The sequence below is a fragment of the Candidatus Auribacterota bacterium genome (assembly GCA_026392035.1).
Lineage (GTDB): Bacteria > Auribacterota > Tritonobacteria > UBA1439 > UBA1439 > JAPLCX01.
In genome coordinates this window covers 1-21,582 of sequence record JAPLCX010000079.1, presented here as the reverse complement: position 1 = coordinate 21,582, position 21,582 = coordinate 1, and the positions used below count along the sequence as shown (strand labels likewise).

Here is a 21,582-nt window from a genome sequence, read left to right as displayed (position 1 = left end):
TAATGCATCAGTGGCATCCATGCTCGCTGCACGCTCCCTCCTCGGTCATTTCAGGGAGCGAGCCGTCAGTAAGGTGGGTGATGGCTTCCCTCACAGTCTGGGCGCTTGTCTTGAACACCTTGATGTCGGCCTGATTAAGCAGCTGAAGGGCGCGGGTTCCCATGCCGGCGCATATCAGAGCATCCACCTGCATATCTTTGATGAGGCTCAGCGGGTTGCACATGCCGTGGGCGTGCTCAAGATTGCGGTTCTGAAACGCCTTGAATTCCATTGTTTCGGAATCCACCCGTGCAAAAATCGGGGCGGAACCGAAATGCCCGTGAACCGGACTCTCCAGTCCCCTGTCTTCTTTAATCGGAACTGCGATTCTCATAAATTCTCCTTTCCTGATTACTCCTTCTGTCCACCGTTTTCCGTCCGATCCTTCCCGCCTGTCTCAACCGAACCGGAAGACCGCATTCCGCCGCCATCCCCCTGGGGCGAGGCGGCTCTATTCCATCCGCCTCCCCGGCGGCGTCCTAACCCTCTTCTCTGTCCGCATCCGCACGGCCCCATTCCTCTCCCCTGGCCTGTCCCAGCAGGTCCCGTTCCCTGCCCCCGCCTGCCGGACGGGCAGGTGCCGGCAGGCAGGGCATCTCTTCCTGGCATTGTCATGCCTCCTTTCATTAGTACCGGACCACCCTCCAGCCGCAACGCTTTTCCATTCACCAGCGCCTCGGCGACTTTTTTGTGCGCCGACTCGATGAGGCGCGAGAAGGTGGGACGTGAAATATTCATGCGCGCCGCCGCCTTTTCCTGATACATGCCTTCGAGGTCAGCCAGGCGCAGCGCCTCGACCTCATCGAGCGTGACAACAACCTCTTCCAATAATCGCAGAGGAATCCCCGCGGGCTTGAAATAGGTGACACCGGGCACGCAGCATATCCTCCTCAAACATCGTGGTCTTGGCATAAAGTCTCCATTTTTACAATGCACTATTATGAACATACGTTCATATCGTGTCAAGAAGAAATTTTTGCTGTAGTTCCCCCATTGCGCCTCATCCGCAATCTGCGTATTTAAAATACCCGTAATTCGTTGTTGCAGTATGGACTTGAGATACATATAGTGGATTGCTATAATTCTAACGATTACATCAGGGGGAAATCCCGATCCCATGAAGTCAGGGTACGCCTATCTCGTTCTTCTCGCCATATTACTCACCCTTTTTAGCCTCACCGTCCTCTCTGTGCATCGCCACGATAAGGCTGACGTCAAGGATGAGTGCCCGATCTGTGTTATCATCGCGCTCAGTGGATACTCTCTGCTGGCCGTCTCCGTATCAATATCTGCCTTTTATGGACCGCTCATCGTCCTCCTTCCCTCTATGGTTATCATAATTTATATGCTGTCGTTCTCTGATCTCTTTGCCCGTTCACCCCCTTTGTCTCCATAGTCTTCCCGCTGTAATATAATTCCACTCTGCTATTCTTACAGGTGTCACACATCAACCATATGAGGCGGTTCTGCAATGAGTACAGCAATCGACGTAAATAACCTCTCTGTCCGCTTCAGCGGGCACGGAGGCTTCGTGGAGGCCCTGCGCGGCATATCTATGAGCGTCAACGAGGGTGAAGTGTTCGGATTCCTCGGCCCCAACGGATCGGGAAAAACAACCACCATGCTCGTGCTGCTCGGTTTCATCGAGCCGGGCTCCGGTCACGCCCTGATTTTCGGCGAGGATGTTCGCAAACGCATTGCCCGTGAGCGCATTGGATATTTACCGGAAAAGGCTGAAACATATTCCTTCTTGACAGGGCGGGAGCTCCTTGTAATGGCGGGGCGTTTGTTCGGGATGCGGTGGAGCCCTTTGGAAAAGCGGATAGAAGAGATCCTTGATCAAGTCCGATTGATGAATGCGGCGGATCGGAGGATCGCCACCTATTCGAGGGGCATGCTGCAGCGTATTGGCCTAGCGCAGGCGCTGATCAATGACCCGGACCTCCTCATCCTTGATGAGCCGACCGGAGGTATGGATCCCTTGGGGCGTATGGAGATCAGAAAGATTATCGCCGGCCTGCGCGATCGCGGAAAAACTGTCTTTTTTTCGTCACACGAACTTTCAGAAGTGGAACTGGTGTGCGATCATATCGCCATTATCGCCGATGGGCGAATCGTGGTGCGGGGAGCGGTGTCGGAGCTCATACCGGAGGCGGAGTCACTCGAGCAGTATTTCCTGAAAGTGATGACGGACTCCGGCATACGGGCGGGGGGTGCACTATGAGCCGCATCCTCGTCATCACAAATACAGTCTGGAGGGAACTGCTCCGGCGTAAGGATGTGTATGTATTGCTGATCATGCTGGCTGCGCTGCTCTATGCGCTGCTCTCGGTGAATATCTTCGGGCTGGGGACTACCCCGCGCTACATTATGGACCTCGGCCTCCTGATGGCCTGGCTCTTTATTCTAATAATGACAGTCAATGTCAGTTGCCGGCAGCTGCCTGATGAGGAGAGAAAAGGGACCATCTACCCACTGCTCGCGAAACCGATCACGCGAGGAGAACTTCTGTTAGGGAAATGGATGGGGTCATGGTCGGTCGTCTCCTGCGCGACCGCGGTTTTTTATCTCCTGGTTGCGGTCGTCGTGAAGGCGTACGGGGGTTCGTTCGAATGGCACATTCTCGCCCAGGGGTGGGTCGTACACGTCGCCGGCCTGGCGGCCATCGCCGCCATGGGGACAGCCTTTTCGACGCGACTGACCTATGGAGCCGCGGCGAGCATGAGCTATGTGGCGGTCGGCTCTTCACTCCTCATGCTGCCGCGCGTTCCAGAGATGCTCGTCGCCGCAGGAGGTGCTCGTGCCACCAGTCTGCTGGCAATGTATTATTTACTCCCCCACTTTGAGCTATTCGACATGCGCCTGCGGATCGTTCATGAGCGGGGAACCATACCCTGGATCAGCTTCATTATTGTCCTCGCGTACGGCATAGTCCTGACCACGCTTTTTTTATTCGTCTCGTGGTTAGCATACCGCCGGAAACGCTTTGAGCGGGGAGCCATGCTATGAAAACAGCCGGGGCGAGATTCCACATCATCGTTGGCGGAGTGCTTATCTCTCTGATTGCGCTCTGTTTTTCGCTGGCATGTCTCCTGACGACTGACGAGTCATTCACGCCTCACGATCCGGCCTCCGTGCTCGGGCGGCTCCTGGGAGAGAGCCGCCAGGCCATCGGTAGCAGTTTGTGCGTAGAAGCCGACAGATATTTTCACCATGGCGTCCCGCACCAGACGAAAGCAGCCTCTATGGGGTTCATTCAAAACCTGGCGAACGAGGTCCAGCCCCGAACCCTTGAGCACTTGTCGGGCGGCGAGCTCTATGAAATGATGCCGTGGCTGCGTTTCGCGACGCGGATGGATCCTCATAATATGGACGCTTACCTGAGCGCCGCCTTCTGGGTCGCAGAGCAAGAGAATGGGCATTTACCGCAGGCGATGGACATCCTCGCCGAGGCGAGGAGAAACAATCCCTCCGACTACCGCGTCCCGCTGCAGCGTGGTTTGATCCTTCTCCACTACGGGGAACTGGACAACGCGGCGCGGTTATTCGACCTCGCACTAAAACTCTGGGCACACACCGGGGGAGTCAATGCAGAGCAGAAACGAATTGACATCGCCGCGCTGTTCAACTATCGAGGATTACTCTATGAACATGAGGGCCGTACAGCGGAGGCGCTTGCATGTTACCGGGAGCATCTCCGCATCAAGCCCGAGGCCAACGGCGTCCGGGAGATCGTCCGGGGGATTGAAGAGGGGCAACGGTCTCGTGCCGATGCGGAACGGATTCTACATGACCTCATGAAGGAGAAGGTCACACCGGATGAGTATTGCCGGCACACGGACGACCATCCGCACACCCATGGGATGCATCATCCATCCCTTGAACTGCATGAGCACTAATTGTTGTGAGTTAGACTCGATCGGACTTTTCTGGATTTTTGGATTTGTGTGATTCCCCCCTCCGATAATAATAGGATTCTGCCATGAGGGATTTGGAGGGAACGGATAGGGACGCACGGCCCTTTGAGGAGATTCCCAATCCCATCTCGCCGCCCGATACCCATGTCTTACCAGCCGGGTGTGACCCGGCTCACGGAAAAGAGGAGGAGGGCGTCATCTTCGACCGAGCTGACCGTGAGCCTGCCGCACACGGTCACCTGTTCTCCGGATGTGAGCCTGCCGAGGAGTTCTTTGTTCGCATCGGTGTTCGGCATGTAGAACGGCCAGGTACAGTTCTCCATGTAGAACTTGAGCGCTCTCTTGTTGTCCAGATTGAGATCGCGCTCGAACGTCGAGAAAAAGGACGAGGCAATGGAGAAGCGGTCCTTGAGCCGCAGATATTCCTCCGCGTAGTCGTCCGTACGGGCACAGACATCACGGGGGGAAACATCCTCGTAACTGGTATCACGGCTGAACCCGGAAAAGATCTCCTCATCTTCTCCCAGCTGCCATCCGGGTTCTACATGGGAGACCCTGAGCACATAGTAGGGACGGCTGAACCGCTGGATGCCCATCGCGAGCTGCTCGATACGCCCGATCACCGTCATGCGGTCGTTCTTCCGTATGCGCGACACCCTGCTGAACGTCTTCGGGTCATACTTGGAGACGACGCACCTCAGCTTCGAGTCCCTGAGGTTGAACTTGGTGTAATATGGCCCCCTGATCCCCCGCTTCCTCTCCTGGGGGGTAAAGTTGTTGTTGATCTCTCCCATGAAGTCGGTGACGCAGATCTTCCCGCTCGTGAGGTTCAGGGAGTCAATGACACCGTCGTTGAGGTTTTCTCCCTTGAACCGTTTCATGTTGTACTGCGCCGCGGCCACGCCGGCCACGAGGCAGAGCGCGCACGCGCACACACAGAGCCGTTTCATTCCCTCCTCCCCTCCACCGCGCCGCCTCCTCCGGATCCCTCCGCCTGCCCCGGCCCTCCCGCGATCGCGGCGCGTGTCTGCCCGCTCCCCGGGGCGTGCCCCATGCCTCCCCGCGCCCCTTCGATGCGCGACGATAACTCTGAGACGGAGTTCGAGAGCGAGGCAGCCTGATCGTTGATCTGCATGAGCAGCCGGTCCGAATCCATGACCGCGCGATCCGCGTCGCTCGTCGCGCCGCCGGTATCAGCCGCCTGCCCCCGTATGGCCGCCTCCTCATCCGCCGCACGCTTCATACCCGCGGATATATCCTGCCCCCTGCTCTCGATGCCGCTCAGCCTGACGCCCTGGCGTTCCTGGCCCTGCCCGATAGTGTCAAGGGCTTTCATCATCTCCTGCTGGCTCTCTTCGACCCTCTTCTGTGACTGGACCATCTCCCCGTCCATTGCCGAGGGCGAGCGGCTGTCTATCTCGATGTATGTCTTGCTGCGCACCGCCCCTGAGTTCCCTCCCGGCGCGGGCACGGGGCTCTCTCCCTCTCCGCCCACGTAGTCAACCTTCTTGAGGATTACCGTGTTGCCCCGATTGATGGCATCCTCGACAATGCGCTTCACCTGCGCGTCGGCAGGCTCCGGCTGAGCGGAGGACCGGACACTCACAAGGAGCACGCCGAGCAGCGCCCCACACGACAGCGCGCCGAATGATCTCATACTATAGTCTCTCATGGATGCCAACCGACTACTCGCCTTCAGCGTCACTCGCCGCCCTCTTCAACGTGCGATCGATATCATAAGACGAGCTGCTCATGTCTTTGGACATCTTGCCGATCTCCATGTCCACGTCTTTCATCGCGCTCTCAATCTCCTCAACGTTCTTGGCCATTGCCTCCATGGTCTGGGCCATATCGGTTGTGGTGCTCGCGATGTCCGTTGTCTTGGCGTTTGTGGATGCGGTCTCGCCCAACACCCGCGTCATCTCCCTGCTCGAGGCCTTCATCCCCATGGTCATGTCCCTCAGCGTGTTTTCGACGCGCGCGGTTCGCGTGTTCATCAACACCTGGTGGCCGGCGAGCGCGCCCAGCGACTTGAGCAGGATGAGCTGGTTCTTGAGAATTTCCCGCTGGATTCTCAGGAGCTGGAGTTGCCGATCCCCGCCGCCGCCCGCATCGAATCTGAGGATATACACGTTCCTCTGGGGGCCGGCCTTCTCCTCCGGCCCTCCCTCGACGCCCTTCCCCGTCTTCAGACCCACGTCGGGGCTCACGGTGTCGAGCTGAATGACCGCATCGTCCAGATTCTTCAGATCCAGATCGCTCACGCGCTCTCCTTTTAAAATTTTCTGAACTGCCGCGAGCGCCTGCTTTTTCTCTACGCCTCCGGCGGCCTGGTCCCGCACCACCGCTCCCCCCCTATTCTCGCCCATGGACACCGATTCCGAGCACAATGCCGCCATGATGAGCACCGCCAACGCCAGGCTTTTCATCCACGACCCCTTGTTCACACCACCCCCGTTTCGATCCCCATCTCCTCCACGCACAGCGGTTGCATGGAACGCACCCGCCATGAACACAAGACTATCATACCCACCACCCCTGCACTATAGCACATCTGCCCATCCCTCTCCAGCGCGCAATCACGGATCATGTAACCGGTTGAGATTATTTCATACACCGAAAGGGCAATTGTCATGGAAAAGTAAAAAGAATGTGAAAATATTTCTTGACTGCGTTCGCCGTCTCACTATAATTCAAGCCGGTGGGCGGTGGTGCAGGGCAGGAGTGTTGATATCTTGTGGATAAGTAGGGCTGTTATTAAGGTGCATGAGATGCATTCCTGTGACGCGCTGCGTACCGCGGCACGGTGAGTGACGCACGGCAGTCTCCAATCTATTGAGAACACGATGCATCTTTCATTCTGGCGGAATCTCTTGCAGCTCCTCGAGGGGAGCCTGAGCAGGGAAGCAATCCGCCTGTGGCTCCTCCCCCTCGCGCCAATCCTCATCTCCGACGACAAGCTGGTCCTCGAGGTGCCCAACTGTATCCACGAGCGCATCGTGAGGCAGCGATACCTGGACACGATGCGCCGCGCCGCGCGCGAGCTGAGCGGCAGGGCGATGCTCATTGATTTCGTGCTCGTCTCGGGAGGGCAGACGGCGCCCGGGACTCAGCCCGCCCGTCTCCCTTCAACGGCACGGCAGCGGAAACCGTCCCACCTCGCGACGCTCAACCCGAACTATACCTTCCGGAATTTTGTCATCGGTTCCTGCAACAGGGTGCCCTGCTCGGCAGCGCGCTCCGCAGCCGAGAAACCCGGCAGAAAACACAATCCCCTCTTCATCACCGGCGGTGTCGGACTGGGGAAAACCCATCTCCTCCAGGCAATCGGCGCACAGGCCCTCGCCGAGGGGAGGCACTCCTTCATATGTATCCCCAGTGATCGGCTCATGGATGCACTGATGGAGGCGTACAAGAATCGCGAAATCGCCAGTGTGCGGAGGAGACTGTCATCGGCCCATCTCCTCCTCATTGATGACATCCATTCCCTCAGCGGCAAAAATCAGATCCAGGAGGAGTTCTTTTCCGTCTTTAACGCGCTCTACCAGAAAAAAGGTCAGATCGTCATCACCAGTGATCGCCCCCCCAGGGAAATCCCACGCCTCCACCAGAGGCTCGTCTCTCGATTCGAGGCCGGTTCAATCATGCAGCTCACGCCACCCACGCTGAAGACACGCATACTCATACTCGAGAGGAAAGCCCGCCTCCTCGGGATCGCGCTTCCCCGCACTATCATCGTGCTCCTCGCAAGCCGGATCAGAACCAACATCAGGCGCATGGAGGGAGCGCTCAACAGGATCGCCGCCCACGTCGCGCTCTCGGGGAGCATTCCAGATCAGGAGGGAGTGGAGGAGCTGCTGCAGGACGGGCTCTTCGATGGGGACGAGCACAGCATCACGATCAGGGCCATCCAGCGGAAGGTAGCTGACCATTTTCAGATCAAGATAGGAACCCTCCTCGGGTATGCGCGGAGCGGCCAGATTGTGTTCCCCCGGCAGATCGCCATGTACCTTTGTCGGAAACTGATCAGTTCACCCTACGCCGATATCGGCGCCGCGTTCTCCGGCAGGGATCACACCACGGCCATCCACTCCTATAAAACGATCGAGGGGCTCCTCCCGGGCAATACCGAGGCGAGGGAAACGGTGGATGAGCTCGTCACGGCCATCAGGTCGTGAGCGGTCACCGCGCGCAGAGCGAGATCACCAGATCTTCGAGGGCCTCAGCCTTTGACCGCCGTCCGCCCTTGAGATCCGCGTCCGCCATCACCACCCTTTCCAGATGCCGCCGCGCGCGCTCCAGCGGAAGACGCTGAGCGGCCTTGCATATCTGGTAGATGACGAAGGGATGCTGGGCGAAGATGCTGTAGCGCTTGCCGCGCCTCTTGTCCGGGAAGGTCTCGCGCAGGGATGGCGGGATTTTCGACAGCGCCTGCATGAACGCGGGATAACCGGAACTCGCCTTGATGACTCCACTCTCCAGCAGCTCTTTTGCCTGGAGGAGAAACCGGGCCCGACGCGTGAGGGACTCCATGATGCCCAGCGGCTCAACCCTCTGAGCGAGCATCCGTTTCAGACAGGCGAGTGCCCGCGCGAGGTCTCCGGCGGTGACCGCGTCGGGGAGCTGGTATGCCGCGGTCTCCCGCGCGGGGCTCACGAGAAGGTCGATGTCCGACCGCTCAATCGTGCCCCTCGCGCCCGCATGGAGGGCCAGCTTCTCAACCTCCGCGAGGAGCCCTCTCAGATCCGTCCCGACGAGCTGGACGAGGTAAAAGAGGGTGTCGCGCGCGATCCCCCCGCCGTCGGTTTTCAGTTTTTCGCTGACGAGATCGTAGATGCATCTCAAATGGTTGTCATTTGTCTCGGAGAGGCGCGCAAACTCGCGGATGACCCCGCGCTTCTCGATATCCCTGTAGAGGGAGAAGCGCCTGTCAACGCTCTCCCCGGTGATGACGGCGGTGGTGCGCGCCCCCCGCTGAGGCAGAGATCCGCGCACCGCCTCCGCCCTCTCGGAGGAGTGGAAAAGGCCGCACCCCCTCAGCCACACCAGCCTGCTCCCGCTGAAGAGGGGTAGCGTGGCGAGGGCGCCGGTTATCTCCGCGATCGTCACCGCCGCCCCGCTCAGAACCTCAAGCCCGAATTCCCTCTGCTCCTCCGGCACGAGACCCGCCACGAGCTTCCTGGCTGCCTCTTCGATCAGATAGTCCTCTTCCCCGTGAAAGAGATACACGGGGACCCCCCCTCCCCTGGGATCCAGATCCCGGATTCCGCGGCGCGCGTCAGGTGGCGCGGGCTTCCGCACTGTCCTTTTTCTCCGATCGCTCTCCATTGTGCTCACCACGCTCTATGGTATACTATTGGCTCTGGCAACCTGCTGCCGGGCGGCGGGAAATAAGGCGTTCCCCCTACCGCATCCCCCGAAAAATATGTTGATACGCAATATCTATCTGAAATGGGCTGAGAGACACACTCATCGCCTCAACCTCATCCTGCACCTCGCAGGGATCCCCCTCACGATCGCCGCCCTGCCCGTCCTCCTTTTTTATTCCCCGGCCTGGGCCCTCGTGCTCTTCACCTCGGGTTATACCGTGCAGTTCCTGGGCCACGCCATAGAAGGGAACAAGTCAGGGGAGCAGCTCCTCTGCGAAAAACTCCTCCGCCGCGCGCGCCCTCCTAGTAATAGATCGTCTCCGTGAGGTGGTACGGTTTGTCGTCAGCCGCCTTCTCGTGCGCCAGGAGCCAGAGGAACGCATCGAGCATCACTGAATTCATCTTCTGCTTCATTCTGGCATACTCCCCCATGATCAGCTCGCAGGCCCAGATGGTGCAGGCGCGAATTTCAATCTCCTCGCTGCTACACGGGGGTATGAGCGTGCGCGAGTCAACAGTCCTGGCCAGCGCCTCCCCATACCTCAAAACGCCCGCCCTGCGCAGCGCCTGCGGGAGCTTGTAGTCCGCGAAGACCGTGAGGTCGTCGATATCGCAAAACGCGCCTGGGCCGGCGCCCCTGAATCGCTGGTATATCATGGCGGCGGCGAGCTGAGCTCTCTTGTAAAATCTGACCTCACGCCCGCCTGTCCTGCACGCGTCATTGAACGAGGGAAACCCATCCACCAGCAGCCTCGCGAGCGCCGCCGCGCTCCCGCGCGCCTCCCTCAGGAGGCAGCGGAAGCTCCCCTCGTAACGCTCCACGAGGCCCGACCCCACCTCCCTGAGAATTGCCACCCGTTCAGGGAGGAGGACAAGGTCCCCCTCGCCACGGAGGATCTCCCGGAGCTGTTTCTCCGTCATCTCCTTGAGGAAGGCGCCATCGAGGATCGGCAGCCCTTCTTCCAGGGCGCGGGTGAGCGCCCCCATGAGGCCATACGCGCCGTCATGCCATCGCCCCTTATACGAAATCCTCCACTTTACATTGTCCCCCTTTGCCCAGAACGCAAAGTTAATGCAGTTAAAGAGGAGGAAATAATCCGCCGCGCCCTCATCATCCCACGGATAAATGAAATCCTGCCGCCAGTCGGGCAGGTCTATATTGACCGCGGGGTGGCGGCGGCAGAACGCGCCCACGCGCTCCCTGTCTATCTCCACATGCTGCAACCCGTCTATGATCGGCCGAATGCCCTCAAGTATCGCTTCTCTCATCCCGTCCAGCCTCATGTTGAGACGATGGTCAATCTGATGCACCTATCGCGCGTGAGGACCCCCGCCAAAGAGCTGGTCGAAACGCGTCACGAACTTCTGCCTCACGAGATAATCGCTGTAGGCGTCGCTCGAGTACGCGCGATTCGCGCGCAAAAAATCACGGTAAAACTTGTGCACGTCAAGCCTGAGCCCCACCCTCTTATAGCACCTGCAATAGTAACGGGAGCGCTCGGCGAGGGAGCCGCGGGCGTAGACCGCGCACGAATCCCTGAAGCCGCAGCGGAAGATCAACCAGATGACCTCCGCGATGCTGCCGTGCGATCGGCCGTCCGGTTCCCTGTCAACGATTCCCCGTCTGCACAGCGTGGGGCGGGCGCGGGAGGAGAGCAGCCGGCTGAAGTACCTCTCCACGAAGGAGCAAAACGTTTCGACGCCCGGTTCCCTCCCCTCGAAAAAGCCGCTGAGGATCTCCACGCCGAGCAGCATGAGGTAGAGCGCGCAGTAGAACTGCCTTTCCCTCATCTCGAGTTCAATGCTCCTGAGCAACCGGCGGGAAAACCGCTCGTCCAGGAACCACTTTATCTTCCTCCCATCGCCCCACCGGGTGATGCCCCGGCGCAATTCGGGGAGGGGATGTCTCTTCTGCATCAGGTCACTCCTCTATTCACCGCGCGCGCGCTGGAGCGATCGCACGGAGGACCGTTTCAGGAAATCCGAAGGAGACGGCATCCGCCTTTGATTTTCTCCCGTATGGTCCCCCGCCAAGCACTGTGTGAGGAGACGAGGTTGAACACGCACCACCAATCAACACCGCCGCCGCTATCCCGAGGTACCCGCACAAAAACCACTCCTTACGGAATGACGTGGAAGATCTATCGAGGTAGATGGATCACTCGGGGGGGGAGCTCAACCCGCTGCTCTTGATCCGCTCGATCATCTTCGCGAGCCCCCGGCGACTGATCCCAAGCTCCTGCGCCGTTCTGCTCTTATTGCCGTGGTGCTTCTGCAGCGCGCGCGCGATCAACTTTCTCTCCAGGGAGATGATCGCTTCTTTCATTGTGTGATGCTCATCACCCTCCGGCATGGCGGCTGACGCACCCTGTATCTTCTCCGAAAGACCATCAGTGGTGATCATGTCTCCGTCGCTCGCCATCACGATCGCCTTCTCCATTTCGTTTTCCAACTCCCTCACATTCCCCGGAAAATCATGCGTCACCAGCCTGGCCATCGCCTCACCGCTGATCCCCTTGATATCTTTCTTCAGCCACTTACATATCCGCTCGACAAAATGCATGGCGAGCACGGGGATATCTTCTCTCCTCGCCCTGAGGGGGGGGACATGGATCGTGAACGCATTTAATCTGTAGTAAAGGTCCTCCCTGAACCGTCCCGCCTTCATCTCCTCTGCGAGATTCTTATTCGTCGCGGAGATAATTCTGAGGTCCACCCGCTTCTCCTTCACGCCCCCCACCGGCCGTATCACCCCCTCCTGCAACACCCGCAGCAGTTTTGCCTGAAGGGCGGGGGGCATATCAGCGACCTCATCGAGGAAAATCGTGCCCCCATCGGCAATCTCAAGGAGACCCTTCTTGTCCTTCACCGCTCCCGTGAAGGCACCCCGCTTGTGGCCGAAGAGTTCGCTCTCAAGGAGCGACTCAGGCAATGCGCTGCAGTTCTGCGCAACGAACATGGCAGCCTCCCGGGGCCCCGTGAAGTGGATGGCTTTGGCAATCAGCTCCTTGCCGGTTCCCGTTTCCCCCTCAATGAGCACCGTGATATCACTTTTGGACGCCTTGCTCACCAGCGCCAGGCACGCTTGAATCGCCGTGCTATTGCCCACGATGTAGCTCAGGCGCTGGGTTTGTTCAATCTCGCGCTTCACATATGCGTCCTCCTCCCTCAGATTATTTTTCGCCTGCCGCCCCGTCGAGTAAATCAGCTCATTCTCCATGACAGCGGCAGCCTGGGCGGCCAGCGCAGTGATGACATCGGTACTATCGTCCAGGAAGACATTCTCGAGCGCGTCGCTCTCCATATAGATTATTCTCAAGGGGGCCTGCCTGTGGCTGAGCGGAAAACAGAGAACCGATCGGGGGAGACCCTCGCTGCCCGACTGCGGATGAGCTAATAGTTTTCCCTTCCTCATATTACGGATGACCATTCCCTCCCGCGTAGATCTGACGCTCGATATGATCTCCCTGCCGCACGCGAACTCATCCCCGGAGATAACCCCGGCGGGCATGTTCCGCTCACATTCAACAGGGAACTCCTCCCCGTTCCTCGCCTCTTCCCCGCAGGAAAAAATCATTCCCCGGTCGGCGCCCACGGCCATTGCCAGCGCGTCGAGGATGACGCGGGAGAGCTCGCCGCTGTCCCGCGCGCTGCGAATTGCCAGTCCCATTTTCAACACCGAATTCCTCACGCGAGACGCGCGCTGCTCCCGGACAATGCGTGCATGCGCGGACAGCGCAAGTGAGGATGCCACAATCGCGAGGAGAGGGTACACCGTGTTTAACTGTGTGCCGTGAGCGGCGAAGAGGTAATAGTCGAGCGCGAGAAAAGCTACCGCACACAGGACCGTCACCGAAAGGTCACGCATTCCCCTGCATGATGTTGACAAAAGTAAGCCGAGCAGCACGGGAAATGCGATTATGGAGAGGGCTGCGATGGCCGCCGATTCGCTCACGTTGATGAGGTTATACTGTAGTTCCCTGAGCGTGTCGAGATGGAAGTAGTAGAGCGTGAGGAAAACGATAATGACAATGAGAACTATCTTAGCTCTGTTTGTGAAGTAGATTTCTGCCATTGTGATCACACCACCTCTTAGCGAAGACAGGGTATCAAAAAATATTGAAGACGAGGACTGTTATTTGCTAGAATCCAGCTATCAAGCGCATTCTGGTGGTTTCTGTTGGGCGCGTCTTTCCTTGTAGGTATTCGAGAGAGACGTTGTTATGATTGAAACGGTATAATAGCCCTTGAAATAGGAACAAAGTTATCATGGAACTGTGAACAAAGTAAGCAATTGGACTGAAATGCACCGCATGCTGCCATAAGAGGCGCGAATTCGATAGGATACATCACCCTGCGCCAGAATGAGATAGATGTATCTTTAAGAAATTTTAGTAACGGTTTTCAATTGGCACAGAAATTGCTCTATATTATTATGGCATATGTAATGCAATAGCGAATGAATAACATGCACAGCGGTATAAATAGACATAAAAAGAAGGCATTGGTTCTAACGTTGAGAGGCAGACTCAGCGGCTTCCTGGGTGAATCAACTGGCAGGATGATCCATTATTGGGCCAATGTGGCGAATAATGGAATGGTGCTCATAGACCTTTCAAGGCTGGATTTCGTGGACAGTCTTGGTATGCAGGCACTGAAGAAAGCATCCTCTATCGGGAATGTAGCTTTCTGTAGCCCCTCTCCAAACGTCATGCAATTCATGGAGAACGCCAATATTTCTCCAGCGGTTAACACCTACGATAGCATTGATGAAGCAATTGAGCGTCTGGGGCTGGAACTTTCGTGTTCATACGAGGCCATCGGTGAGAGGCGCCGGTATCCCCGGGTGTCAATCTGCGCCCCCGCAAAGCTCACCGCGATCCATGGTGACCACCCCGTCGCGTTCAAGAGCGCCGTGACTAACATAAGTCTTGGCGGCGTCCTCGTGGAATATCTGCTGCGTGAGCACGATGCAGGTCCGTTTATGTTTGCACTGGGGATGCCCATCGCGCAGTTGGATCTCTCCGCCCTGAGGAAGGGTCTGGTGGTGGATGGCACTCTCGCAAGATTGGACAGCCAGGATTACCAGATGGGGCTGGGGATTAACTTCTCCGATCTCGCCGAACCGAAGCGGGAAGCTATCAGAGATTATATGAGGGAGAGCGCGGGCGAACGACTCGCGCTTGGGGTTTCGCTACGTCCGCGCATTGACAGACAATAGCCGCCCACCGGATCACCACAGAGCGCGGGTTCGCACGAGCGGTCGCGGGACTCGTGTCCTGTCACGGTACCCACTGCTTTCCCTCCCAGAGAGTGTCGAAATACCGCCGGAAAAACTCTGAGGTTGCCCTGTCGCGTATGATCACCGCGCACTCATTCTTGCGCTCGATCGCGTCATACCCCCGGTTGTCGGAGCCCACGACGACCGCGTCGTCCGCGCAGATAAGTTTTGCGTGGCTTGTCACCTCCTCATCGTCGTAGCGGACAGTGACCCCCTTTGACTCCAGGTACGCCTTCGCCCGCGCGTTGACCTCGTTGATGGCCTTGTTGTAGTTGCTCTTATCGAGGAGTACCCCCAAGAGTATCTGCCAGCCCAATCTTCTCATGATTTCCCCCGTGGAATGATAGGGAGGCGGATCGTTACGTTGCAGTTACCACACAAGTCTGATCCGTTACGCCCCTGACCGCAACTCCCTCAGCGGGATGGTCTGCGGGGGAGGTCCATTTTCCGCGTGAACCACTTCTCGTAAATCGTGTCGTAGATGTCCTTCTCGTCGAGGCGCTTCAGCGCCTGGTCGAGCTCCGAGACCAGTTGAGTATTGCCCTTCTTCACTACGATACCATAATACTCGTGATCCAGGTCTCTCTCGACTTCCTGAAACCGGTAGGCATTGTTGTGGAGCACCCACTTCAGGATATCCTCATCAATCAAAATACAGAAGACCTGTTCGTCCCGCAAGGCCTGGGCCATGCGCTGGGGTGAATAGTAGTTCACCCGCTTGGCCGAGAGATTCCTTCGCGCCCACTCGTAGCTCGTGCTCCTTCTCAGCACACCGAGACGCATATCCTTCAGGCCATTGATAAAGTCCGTGTGATTCCAATCGATATCCTTGATCGCGGCCACCGCCAGGCTCGACCGGTAATAGGGGACCGTAAAGTCAAATTGCCTCTGCCGCTCCGGTGCAATGGAGATACTGTTGATGACCGCATCAGCGGCCCCGGACTTCAGAAGGCTCTCATAGGTGCCGAGGTTGAAGCCCTTCTGGATCCACAGCACCCTGGCCCCGAGCTCCCTCCCGATTGCCTGTCCCAGATCGATCTCGAAGCCAACTTTTTTCGACCTTTCCACGAACGAAAATGGGGGAGAATCAAAATCGGTGACGAATCGGAGGGTGCGGCCGGCTTCTTTCGCGGCAGGCGCCGGTGACGGAGCCTGGGCAAAAACCGCGACCGCGGAGACGAGCACCGCACAGATAATCGGAGCATATTTCATGCGCACCTCCTTGAATCCTGTTCGGTCACACACAGTTCACCCCCACTGGCTCGAGGCGTCGAATCAGCGAAACGCGATGGGCGGCCACTCTCTCCTATCGCTTCATCATGCGGCGCATCATCATCCCCGGCGCGCCCCCGGGACCCATGGCCTCCCCGACGCTCTCTATTTTGCTCACGACAAAGGCATACACCGCACTGCCCTTCACCGTCCTCTTCACGGTGTGCCGCTCACCCTTGACCCGGGCCTCCATCTTGGCTTTCTTAATGTGGCCGGTGATCGTCACCTCCTGACCCGGTTTGAGGCCGCTGATCAGCTCTTCATTTTCGTCCGTCTTGTCAGCGTAGCAGGCTATCTCAGCGAGCGGGCTCACGATAAACTTAATTTTCCTGTTCAGGTTCGCCTGATCCTCCCAGCCGCGGAATACGTTGTTCACCTTCCCGAACCTTACCTTGATTGTCACCGTTTTCCCGATATAATCCTTCGGGCTCGTGACGACCTCCTTTGGATCCACCTCCTCTGCGGCATTCAGGCAGTGGCAGGTGACAAAACCCACAACGACGCACGCCGATAGGAACGAAAGAAGCGACCTCATTTTACACCTCCCCTCCTGACGATACTTGCTCGCCCGTGTCCACTATACTATAGCATCCCCGGTGTATAATGGCAAGCATCTCCGGTGCCCCGAAGTAACCTCTCAGAAGGTGTGAAAAAATCAGCATTAAGGTTGTCATTGCGAGGACGCCGAGTCCCGCTAAGCGGGACGAGGCGGACGTGGCAATCTCAACTCTATTGGAGACAACAGATTGCTTCTCCCGCTTAGCGGGATCGCAATGACAATTTCTCATATCAGTGTACACGCGCTGAAAATACAATTTTTTCACACCTTCTCAGTTATGGGGGGTACTCATTCACTTCACACAGTGTTTCTATCCACGGATTGACACTGATTGTAACCACAGCAAAAAGTTTAAGGTATAAGGTCTAAAGTGCGATTGGATCCTTTGGCTTTCAGCTTTAAACTTTGGGCTGTTTTTGCATCCGTGCTAATCCGTGAAATCAGTGGATGATCACTCATCTTGTTCCCATCCTATAAGTTAGGGGTTGCCACCCACAGGGTGCCATCCCGCACCCCCGAATCACATGCTCAGCTCGACGATGTCGCCATCCCGGAGCAGATGTTCCCTGCCCACCGCTTGGCCGGGGAATCGTGCCGACCCCCAGACGCGCCCCTGTTTCAGGTTCCGGGCAAAATCCTTATGCACATGCGCGGCGAAATCGAGGACGGTGGAGCCCGATCTGACGGTGAACGGCTGCTTTATATCGGGCTTCGCGCCAGGCTCCTTGGGATAGATCCGGATCACATTGAGGAGCTCGAATACGCGCCTGCGCAGTGTCTCGTGGTCTCCGCTGCTCCCTGTGATGCAGGAGAAGGGCACGAGATCAAACCTGTCGGCATAGAGCTTGCTGACCAGAGAAAGATTTTCGTGCGCCTGTCCCAGATCAATCTTGTTCGCGACGAGAATCGTCCTTTTATCCGGATGTTCCTGTCCTGCGTCTGATGAGGGGCCCTGCCTTTTCCCGAGATAGACCTGTCTTTGATCGAGCTCCCCCATCACCTCCTCCGCGCGATCGAGGCACTCCTCGCCGGACGCATCCACCACCAGGAGCGCGGCATCGGAGTTCCTGATAATGTTGACGCACCAGAACTCGACATGGCCGGGGGCTATTGCGGGGAGATCCACAAGCTGGACCTGGACATCGAGCCAGGGCATCATCACCGGACACGGGACGAGCGTCGTGAAGGGGTAGGGGGCTATCTTGAGATTCGCGCCGGTGAGCGCGGCGACGAGGCTTGACTTTCCTGAATTGGGAGGGCCGACAACCACGATCTGCCCGGCTCCCTCCCTCACGACACTGATCGAAAAGCCCTTCCTCCCCTTCTTGCCTTCCTCGGCCTCTTTTTTGAGCTTCGATATCCGCCGCTTGAGGTCAGCCTGTATCTTGTCGGTCCCCTTGTGCTTGGGGAGAAGGGACCACATCTCCTCGAGGATCGCGATCTTCTCCTCGGGGTCCCTCGCCGCCTTGAGCTTCTGTTCGGCGGCGATGTATTGTGGCGGCAGGTTCGCGGGCACGTGTACCACAGCCTAATGTTGAAAGTTTAAAGTTGAAAGCAAAAGCGCCTGTGAGTCAGCTATAACCTGACCGGAATTCCCCGCGACGCGAGATATTCCTTCATCTGCCTGATCGTGTAGGTGCCGTAGTGCGCAATCGATGCAACGAGGACAGCATCCGTGTGTCCCTCGGTGATCGCCTCGTAGAGGTGTTCAAGGGTTCCCGCTCCACCCGACGCGATGACCGGCACACTCACCGCGTCCGCGATCGCCCGCGTCATGGGGATGTCGTATCCCGCCCGCGAGCCATCGGCATCCATGCTCGTCGGCAATATCGTGCCCGCACCCAGCTCGTCAACCCGCTTCGCCCACTCGACCGCATCCATGCCCGTGGGCTTCGTCCCCCCGCTCACTACCACTTCGAAGCCCGAGTGGACCTTCGCCGATTTCCGCGTATCAATGGCGACGACGATTTTCCCGCTGCCAAACTCTTCGGCTGCCTCCCTGACAAAATCAGGCCTCCGCACTGCGGCCGTATTGATGGACACCCGTGATACCCCCGCGGCCAGCAACTCCTTGATGTCTTCGATACTCCGGACGCCGCCTCCGACCGTCAGCGACACGGTGATTCGCTCCACCGTCATCTTCACCGCGTCAATGAGCGTTCCCTTCTTCTCAACCGTCGCGACGATATCGAGGAATACCAGTTCGTCCGCCCCTGCCCTGCTGTAGGCCTCGCCGGCCTCCGCAGGATCGCCCAGCTCCTTTACATCCACGAAGTGTACGCCCTTGACCAGCCGCCCATTCTTCGTGTCAAGGCACGGGATAACTCTCCGGTAATTCATCTGTCGCTCCTTCATGCGCCAAGTTTCACCTCCTCGCCTTGCAGCAGTATACCAGCATTAATAATCGTGGGCAAAAAGTAAAAATATTCACGATAGACGAAGCTCTATTTCTTCATTCCCCTCGCGCCTGGATTGTATTATTAGTTTGGGCTCAATACGGGATAATGAATTAAGGAACTGACCAATGTTTAAACCGAATTTTCATTATACGCATAACATCGTCAGGAACCTTGCTTCCATCGCTGAGGCGAGATCCATTATTCTCACCGCGCCCCTCGTCCCTAAATGGGAAGTCTCTCTGAGGAGGGATGCGCTTCTGAGGAGCGCTCACGCTTCCACCTCGATCGAGGGCAATCCTCTCTCACTGGAAGAAGTTACCGCCCTGGCGGAGGGAAGAGAGGTAATGGCCCGGAGGAAGGACAGAGAGGAAGTCTTGAATTACATAGAAGCCCTTGAAGGGATTCCGAAGCTTGCCGGAAAAAAGATCCTTACTGCTTCAGACGTCCTGGATGCTCACCGGATAGTGACAAGGAATACGCGGGAAAGACCTGAGGATGAGGGATCATTCCGAAAGCGGAAGGTGGTTGTCGAAAATAGAATCACAGGGGAAGTGGTTTTTACCCCGCCGCCTCCTTAGGCGGTTGTCAAACTTATGGAGGAATTTCTTGAATGGTTTAACTCCCCGGAGACGAATGAATCCGATCCTGTTATCGAAGCCGGCATAACGCACTATGAGATTGTGAGAATTCATCCCTTCATGGACGGCAATGGGAGAACAGCGCGGGTCATGGCCTCCTTCGTTCTTTACAGGAGAGGATTCGATGTGAAACGGTTCTTCGCTCTGGACGACTATTAATAGGGACACTCTCCGCAATTAACACGCTGCCAGGCAAATAAGCGCTAATTGATGTTTGCGGAAATCCATCCCCCTACGCCAGCGTGCTCCCACACCACTTGCACTTGCGGGCGATCTCGAGGACGGTTTCGCCGCAGTCCCGGCACGTCTTCGTCTTCGGGCCCGGTGGTGGGGGCGCTTCCTTGAGGAAGGCTTTCGAGATCATGAATACCACGAATGAGATGATCGCGAAATCAATCATCGCATTGATGAACATGCCATAGCCGAGGGCGGCCCCGGCTTCCTTGGCCTTCGCGTAATTCTCGTAGACCTTCCCTGGCGTCAGGTTGAAGTAGAGGTTTGAAAAATCGACTCCCCCCGTGATCTTGCCGATCACGGGCATGAGGACTTCGTTGACCAGGGAGCCCACGATCTTGCCCGTCGCCGCGCCGATGATGACGCCGATCGCCAGCGCGAGCGCACTGCTCTTCAACAGAAAGCCCTTGAAATCTTTAATAATGCTGGCCATTTCCCGCTCCTCCCCATATCTGTGGTACAATGAGAAAAAGAGGGAGGCGATACGTTGAGCGCCTCCCCTCAGTTTCCAACTCCTGAAGATAAAAAGCTACTTTCCAGACTCGGCTGGCACTACATCCTTCTCCCCCTCCATGATGCCCGCGCCTTCCTTCGGGGCAGCGCCCTTGTCCTCAGCGCCGGGAAGCGCGGCCTTCACCTTTTCCATCATGCCCGCGCCTTCCTTCGGGCCACATGCCTTCTCCCCGCTACGGGGCAGCACGCTCTTCACCCTTCCCAGAACCCCTTCTTCCTTCTGCTCCTGGGCGGCGGCCAGCCCGACGCACACGACAAACCCAAGAAGTGCCAGTAGAATAATCATGCCTCTTAGCATATCAACCTCCTCTCCCGTACATTGTTCGAACGGTCACTTCCCACTCCACTGCGGAGGGAATAACACAAGGACCGTCCTTCTATTGCGGGAAAAATTTTAGTAAAGTAATCGATGGCGCACAATACGAATCGTTCGTGATAGAGGGGAGCGCCTCAAGGAGCTGGGGCATGCAGAGGGCAATTATTATAGGGGCCTCCGCGGGAATAGGGAGGGAGCTGGCGAAGGTGCTCGCCGGGGAGGGATATATCCTCGGCCTTGCAGCCCGGAGGGTCGAACTATTTACCGCACTCCAGCGGGAGCTCCCCACCACCAGCTTTGTCAAACGCATCGACGTCACGCGGACAGATGAAGCACGGAAGTTGTTGGATGAGCTCATACGCGAGATGGGCGGCGTGGACCTCATCATCATCAGCGCGGGCGTCATTTTTCAGGATCCCGATTGGGATGAGGAGCGCGAGACGATCAATGTCAATGTCACCGGTTTCACCGCCATGTTCAATTACGCCTTCAACTACTTCTGCGAGAGGGGATCCGGGCACATAGTTGGAATCTCATCCGTCGCGGCGGTCAGGGGTGGTCACTGCTCGTCCGTCTACAACGCCTCGAAGGCATTCGTCTCCAGCCTCATGCACGGATTCAGGATAAGGGCACGGAGGATGGGCGTGAACATTCACATTACCGATGTCATGCCAGGTCACGTTAACACTGCGATGATGGAGGGACAAAAGGGCGCGTTCTGGGTTATCCCGACGGAGGTCGCGGCACGCCAGATCGCCGCGGCAATCAGGAAAAAGAGGAAGCACGCCTACATCACGCCGCGGTGGCGGATTGTCGCTTTGTTCATGAAAATCCTCCCGGATTGGATATACTCACGGTTCTACAGTTAAGCCCTACTTGTGATTTTCTATAGAAACATCTGTTATGAGGGAATTGCTTTGCTCATAAGATGTTGCATAGGAGAAGGAGAGAAGAAGTACAGAAATGAGTTTACCCCATCGCGTGAGGCAGAGAGAGTGAGGTTCCATGCAGAGATAGGGAAATTCACCCCAGGAGGGGAGAATAG

Annotated in this window: 25 protein-coding genes; 9 read left to right on the top strand and 16 right to left on the bottom strand. The window is 57.3% G+C overall.

From position 1 onward, the window contains the following. Positions 1-7: 7 nt before the first annotated feature. A complete protein-coding gene (locus tag NTX71_08310) occupies positions 8-373 on the bottom strand; it encodes a NifB/NifX family molybdenum-iron cluster-binding protein (protein ID MCX6339907.1) in 366 nt (121 codons plus the stop codon). 17 nt (positions 374-390) lie between these two features. Then, the gene (locus NTX71_08305; GenBank protein ID MCX6339906.1) at positions 391-951 is read right to left on the bottom strand and encodes a DUF134 domain-containing protein; all 561 of its coding nucleotides are present in this window, start codon (positions 949-951) and stop codon (positions 391-393) included. Positions 952-1,510: 559 nt separating this feature from the next. On the opposite strand from NTX71_08305, the gene NTX71_08300 reads away from it, so the two are divergent. Genes NTX71_08300 through NTX71_08290 form a run of 3 tightly spaced genes read left to right on the top strand, consistent with a single transcriptional unit; the run spans position 1,511 to position 3,938 of the window. Continuing rightward, on the top strand, positions 1,511-2,263 hold the full coding sequence (locus tag NTX71_08300) for an ABC transporter ATP-binding protein (GenBank protein ID MCX6339905.1): 753 nt from the start codon (positions 1,511-1,513) through the stop codon (positions 2,261-2,263). Next, positions 2,260-3,048, top strand: a complete 789-nt coding sequence (locus NTX71_08295) for an ABC transporter permease subunit (GenBank protein ID MCX6339904.1) — start codon at positions 2,260-2,262, stop codon at positions 3,046-3,048. The genes NTX71_08300 and NTX71_08295 overlap by 4 nt, the downstream gene beginning before the upstream one ends. Beyond that, positions 3,045-3,938: a tetratricopeptide repeat protein gene (locus tag NTX71_08290; GenBank protein MCX6339903.1), complete on the top strand. Its 894-nt coding sequence runs from the start codon at positions 3,045-3,047 to the stop codon at positions 3,936-3,938. Before NTX71_08295 ends, NTX71_08290 begins: the two co-directional genes overlap by 4 nt. 167 nt (positions 3,939-4,105) lie before the next feature. Here the strand turns inward: NTX71_08290 and NTX71_08285 are convergent, their stop codons facing one another. From NTX71_08285 to NTX71_08275, 3 genes are read right to left on the bottom strand one after another with little or no spacing between them, the layout of a single operon-like run. Continuing rightward, positions 4,106-4,906, bottom strand: a complete 801-nt coding sequence (locus tag NTX71_08285; GenBank protein ID MCX6339902.1) for a hypothetical protein — start codon at positions 4,904-4,906, stop codon at positions 4,106-4,108. After that, positions 4,903-5,628: a hypothetical protein gene (locus NTX71_08280; protein MCX6339901.1), complete on the bottom strand. Its 726-nt coding sequence runs from the start codon at positions 5,626-5,628 to the stop codon at positions 4,903-4,905. The genes NTX71_08285 and NTX71_08280 overlap by 4 nt, the downstream gene beginning before the upstream one ends. Before the next feature lie 13 nt (positions 5,629-5,641). Continuing rightward, a complete protein-coding gene (locus tag NTX71_08275) occupies positions 5,642-6,385 on the bottom strand; it encodes a hypothetical protein (GenBank protein MCX6339900.1) in 744 nt (247 codons plus the stop codon). A gap of 417 nt (positions 6,386-6,802) precedes the next feature. On the opposite strand from NTX71_08275, the gene dnaA reads away from it, so the two are divergent. Then, a complete protein-coding gene (gene dnaA / locus NTX71_08270; protein MCX6339899.1) occupies positions 6,803-8,134 on the top strand; it encodes a chromosomal replication initiator protein DnaA in 1,332 nt (443 codons plus the stop codon). 4 nt (positions 8,135-8,138) lie between these two features. Here dnaA and holA read toward each other — a convergent pair whose 3' ends face one another. Beyond that, positions 8,139-9,284, bottom strand: coding sequence for a DNA polymerase III subunit delta (gene holA, locus NTX71_08265; protein ID MCX6339898.1), 1,146 nt, complete (start codon positions 9,282-9,284; stop codon positions 8,139-8,141). A gap of 28 nt (positions 9,285-9,312) precedes the next feature. On the opposite strand from holA, the gene NTX71_08260 reads away from it, so the two are divergent. Beyond that, the gene (locus NTX71_08260) at positions 9,313-9,651 is read left to right on the top strand and encodes a DUF962 domain-containing protein (GenBank protein ID MCX6339897.1); all 339 of its coding nucleotides are present in this window, start codon (positions 9,313-9,315) and stop codon (positions 9,649-9,651) included. On the opposite strand, the gene NTX71_08255 is transcribed toward NTX71_08260, so the two are convergent. From NTX71_08255 to NTX71_08245, 3 genes are all read right to left on the bottom strand, one after another. Beyond that, positions 9,629-10,594 carry a queuosine salvage family protein gene (locus NTX71_08255; protein MCX6339896.1) on the bottom strand — a complete coding sequence of 322 codons (966 nt, stop codon included), beginning with the start codon at positions 10,592-10,594 and terminating at the stop codon, positions 9,629-9,631. The two genes, NTX71_08260 and NTX71_08255, sit on opposite strands and share 23 nt — an antisense overlap. A gap of 42 nt (positions 10,595-10,636) precedes the next feature. Continuing rightward, the gene (locus NTX71_08250) at positions 10,637-11,242 is read right to left on the bottom strand and encodes a hypothetical protein (GenBank protein MCX6339895.1); all 606 of its coding nucleotides are present in this window, start codon (positions 11,240-11,242) and stop codon (positions 10,637-10,639) included. A 241-nt stretch (positions 11,243-11,483) separates the two neighbouring features. Next, entirely contained in the window at positions 11,484-13,400 is a 1,917-nt protein-coding gene (locus tag NTX71_08245) for a sigma 54-interacting transcriptional regulator (GenBank protein ID MCX6339894.1), read from the bottom strand. A gap of 441 nt (positions 13,401-13,841) precedes the next feature. Between NTX71_08245 and NTX71_08240 the strand changes: the two genes are divergently transcribed. Next, entirely contained in the window at positions 13,842-14,546 is a 705-nt protein-coding gene (locus NTX71_08240) for a PilZ domain-containing protein (protein MCX6339893.1), read from the top strand. 61 nt (positions 14,547-14,607) lie between these two features. On the opposite strand, the gene NTX71_08235 is transcribed toward NTX71_08240, so the two are convergent. From NTX71_08235 to hisF, 5 genes are all read right to left on the bottom strand, one after another. After that, positions 14,608-14,931 (bottom strand): phospholipase D-like domain-containing protein, encoded by a 324-nt coding sequence (locus tag NTX71_08235; GenBank protein MCX6339892.1) that lies wholly within the window; start codon positions 14,929-14,931, stop codon positions 14,608-14,610. Positions 14,932-15,020: 89 nt separating this feature from the next. Beyond that, positions 15,021-15,818: an ABC transporter substrate-binding protein gene (locus NTX71_08230; protein MCX6339891.1), complete on the bottom strand. Its 798-nt coding sequence runs from the start codon at positions 15,816-15,818 to the stop codon at positions 15,021-15,023. A gap of 94 nt (positions 15,819-15,912) precedes the next feature. Next, a complete protein-coding gene (locus tag NTX71_08225) occupies positions 15,913-16,413 on the bottom strand; it encodes a hypothetical protein (GenBank protein ID MCX6339890.1) in 501 nt (166 codons plus the stop codon). Positions 16,414-16,957: 544 nt separating this feature from the next. Then, a complete protein-coding gene (locus tag NTX71_08220) occupies positions 16,958-17,953 on the bottom strand; it encodes a 50S ribosome-binding GTPase (protein ID MCX6339889.1) in 996 nt (331 codons plus the stop codon). Positions 17,954-18,012: 59 nt separating this feature from the next. Beyond that, positions 18,013-18,777 carry an imidazole glycerol phosphate synthase subunit HisF gene (gene hisF, locus NTX71_08215; GenBank protein ID MCX6339888.1) on the bottom strand — a complete coding sequence of 255 codons (765 nt, stop codon included), beginning with the start codon at positions 18,775-18,777 and terminating at the stop codon, positions 18,013-18,015. A 184-nt stretch (positions 18,778-18,961) separates the two neighbouring features. Between hisF and NTX71_08210 the strand changes: the two genes are divergently transcribed. Both NTX71_08210 and NTX71_08205 read left to right on the top strand, forming a co-directional pair. After that, entirely contained in the window at positions 18,962-19,414 is a 453-nt protein-coding gene (locus NTX71_08210) for a hypothetical protein (GenBank protein MCX6339887.1), read from the top strand. Between the two features lie 15 nt (positions 19,415-19,429). Then, positions 19,430-19,633 (top strand): Fic family protein, encoded by a 204-nt coding sequence (locus NTX71_08205; protein MCX6339886.1) that lies wholly within the window; start codon positions 19,430-19,432, stop codon positions 19,631-19,633. A 73-nt stretch (positions 19,634-19,706) separates the two neighbouring features. On the opposite strand, the gene mscL is transcribed toward NTX71_08205, so the two are convergent. Together mscL and NTX71_08195 are read right to left on the bottom strand one after the other, a co-directional pair. Next, positions 19,707-20,141 carry a large conductance mechanosensitive channel protein MscL gene (mscL, locus tag NTX71_08200; protein MCX6339885.1) on the bottom strand — a complete coding sequence of 145 codons (435 nt, stop codon included), beginning with the start codon at positions 20,139-20,141 and terminating at the stop codon, positions 19,707-19,709. A gap of 96 nt (positions 20,142-20,237) precedes the next feature. Further along, positions 20,238-20,519 (bottom strand): hypothetical protein, encoded by a 282-nt coding sequence (locus NTX71_08195; GenBank protein ID MCX6339884.1) that lies wholly within the window; start codon positions 20,517-20,519, stop codon positions 20,238-20,240. Between the two features lie 167 nt (positions 20,520-20,686). Here NTX71_08195 and NTX71_08190 point away from each other — a divergent pair, with 167 nt between their 5' ends. After that, entirely contained in the window at positions 20,687-21,406 is a 720-nt protein-coding gene (locus NTX71_08190) for an SDR family NAD(P)-dependent oxidoreductase (protein ID MCX6339883.1), read from the top strand. Positions 21,407-21,582: the final 176 nt, after the last annotated feature.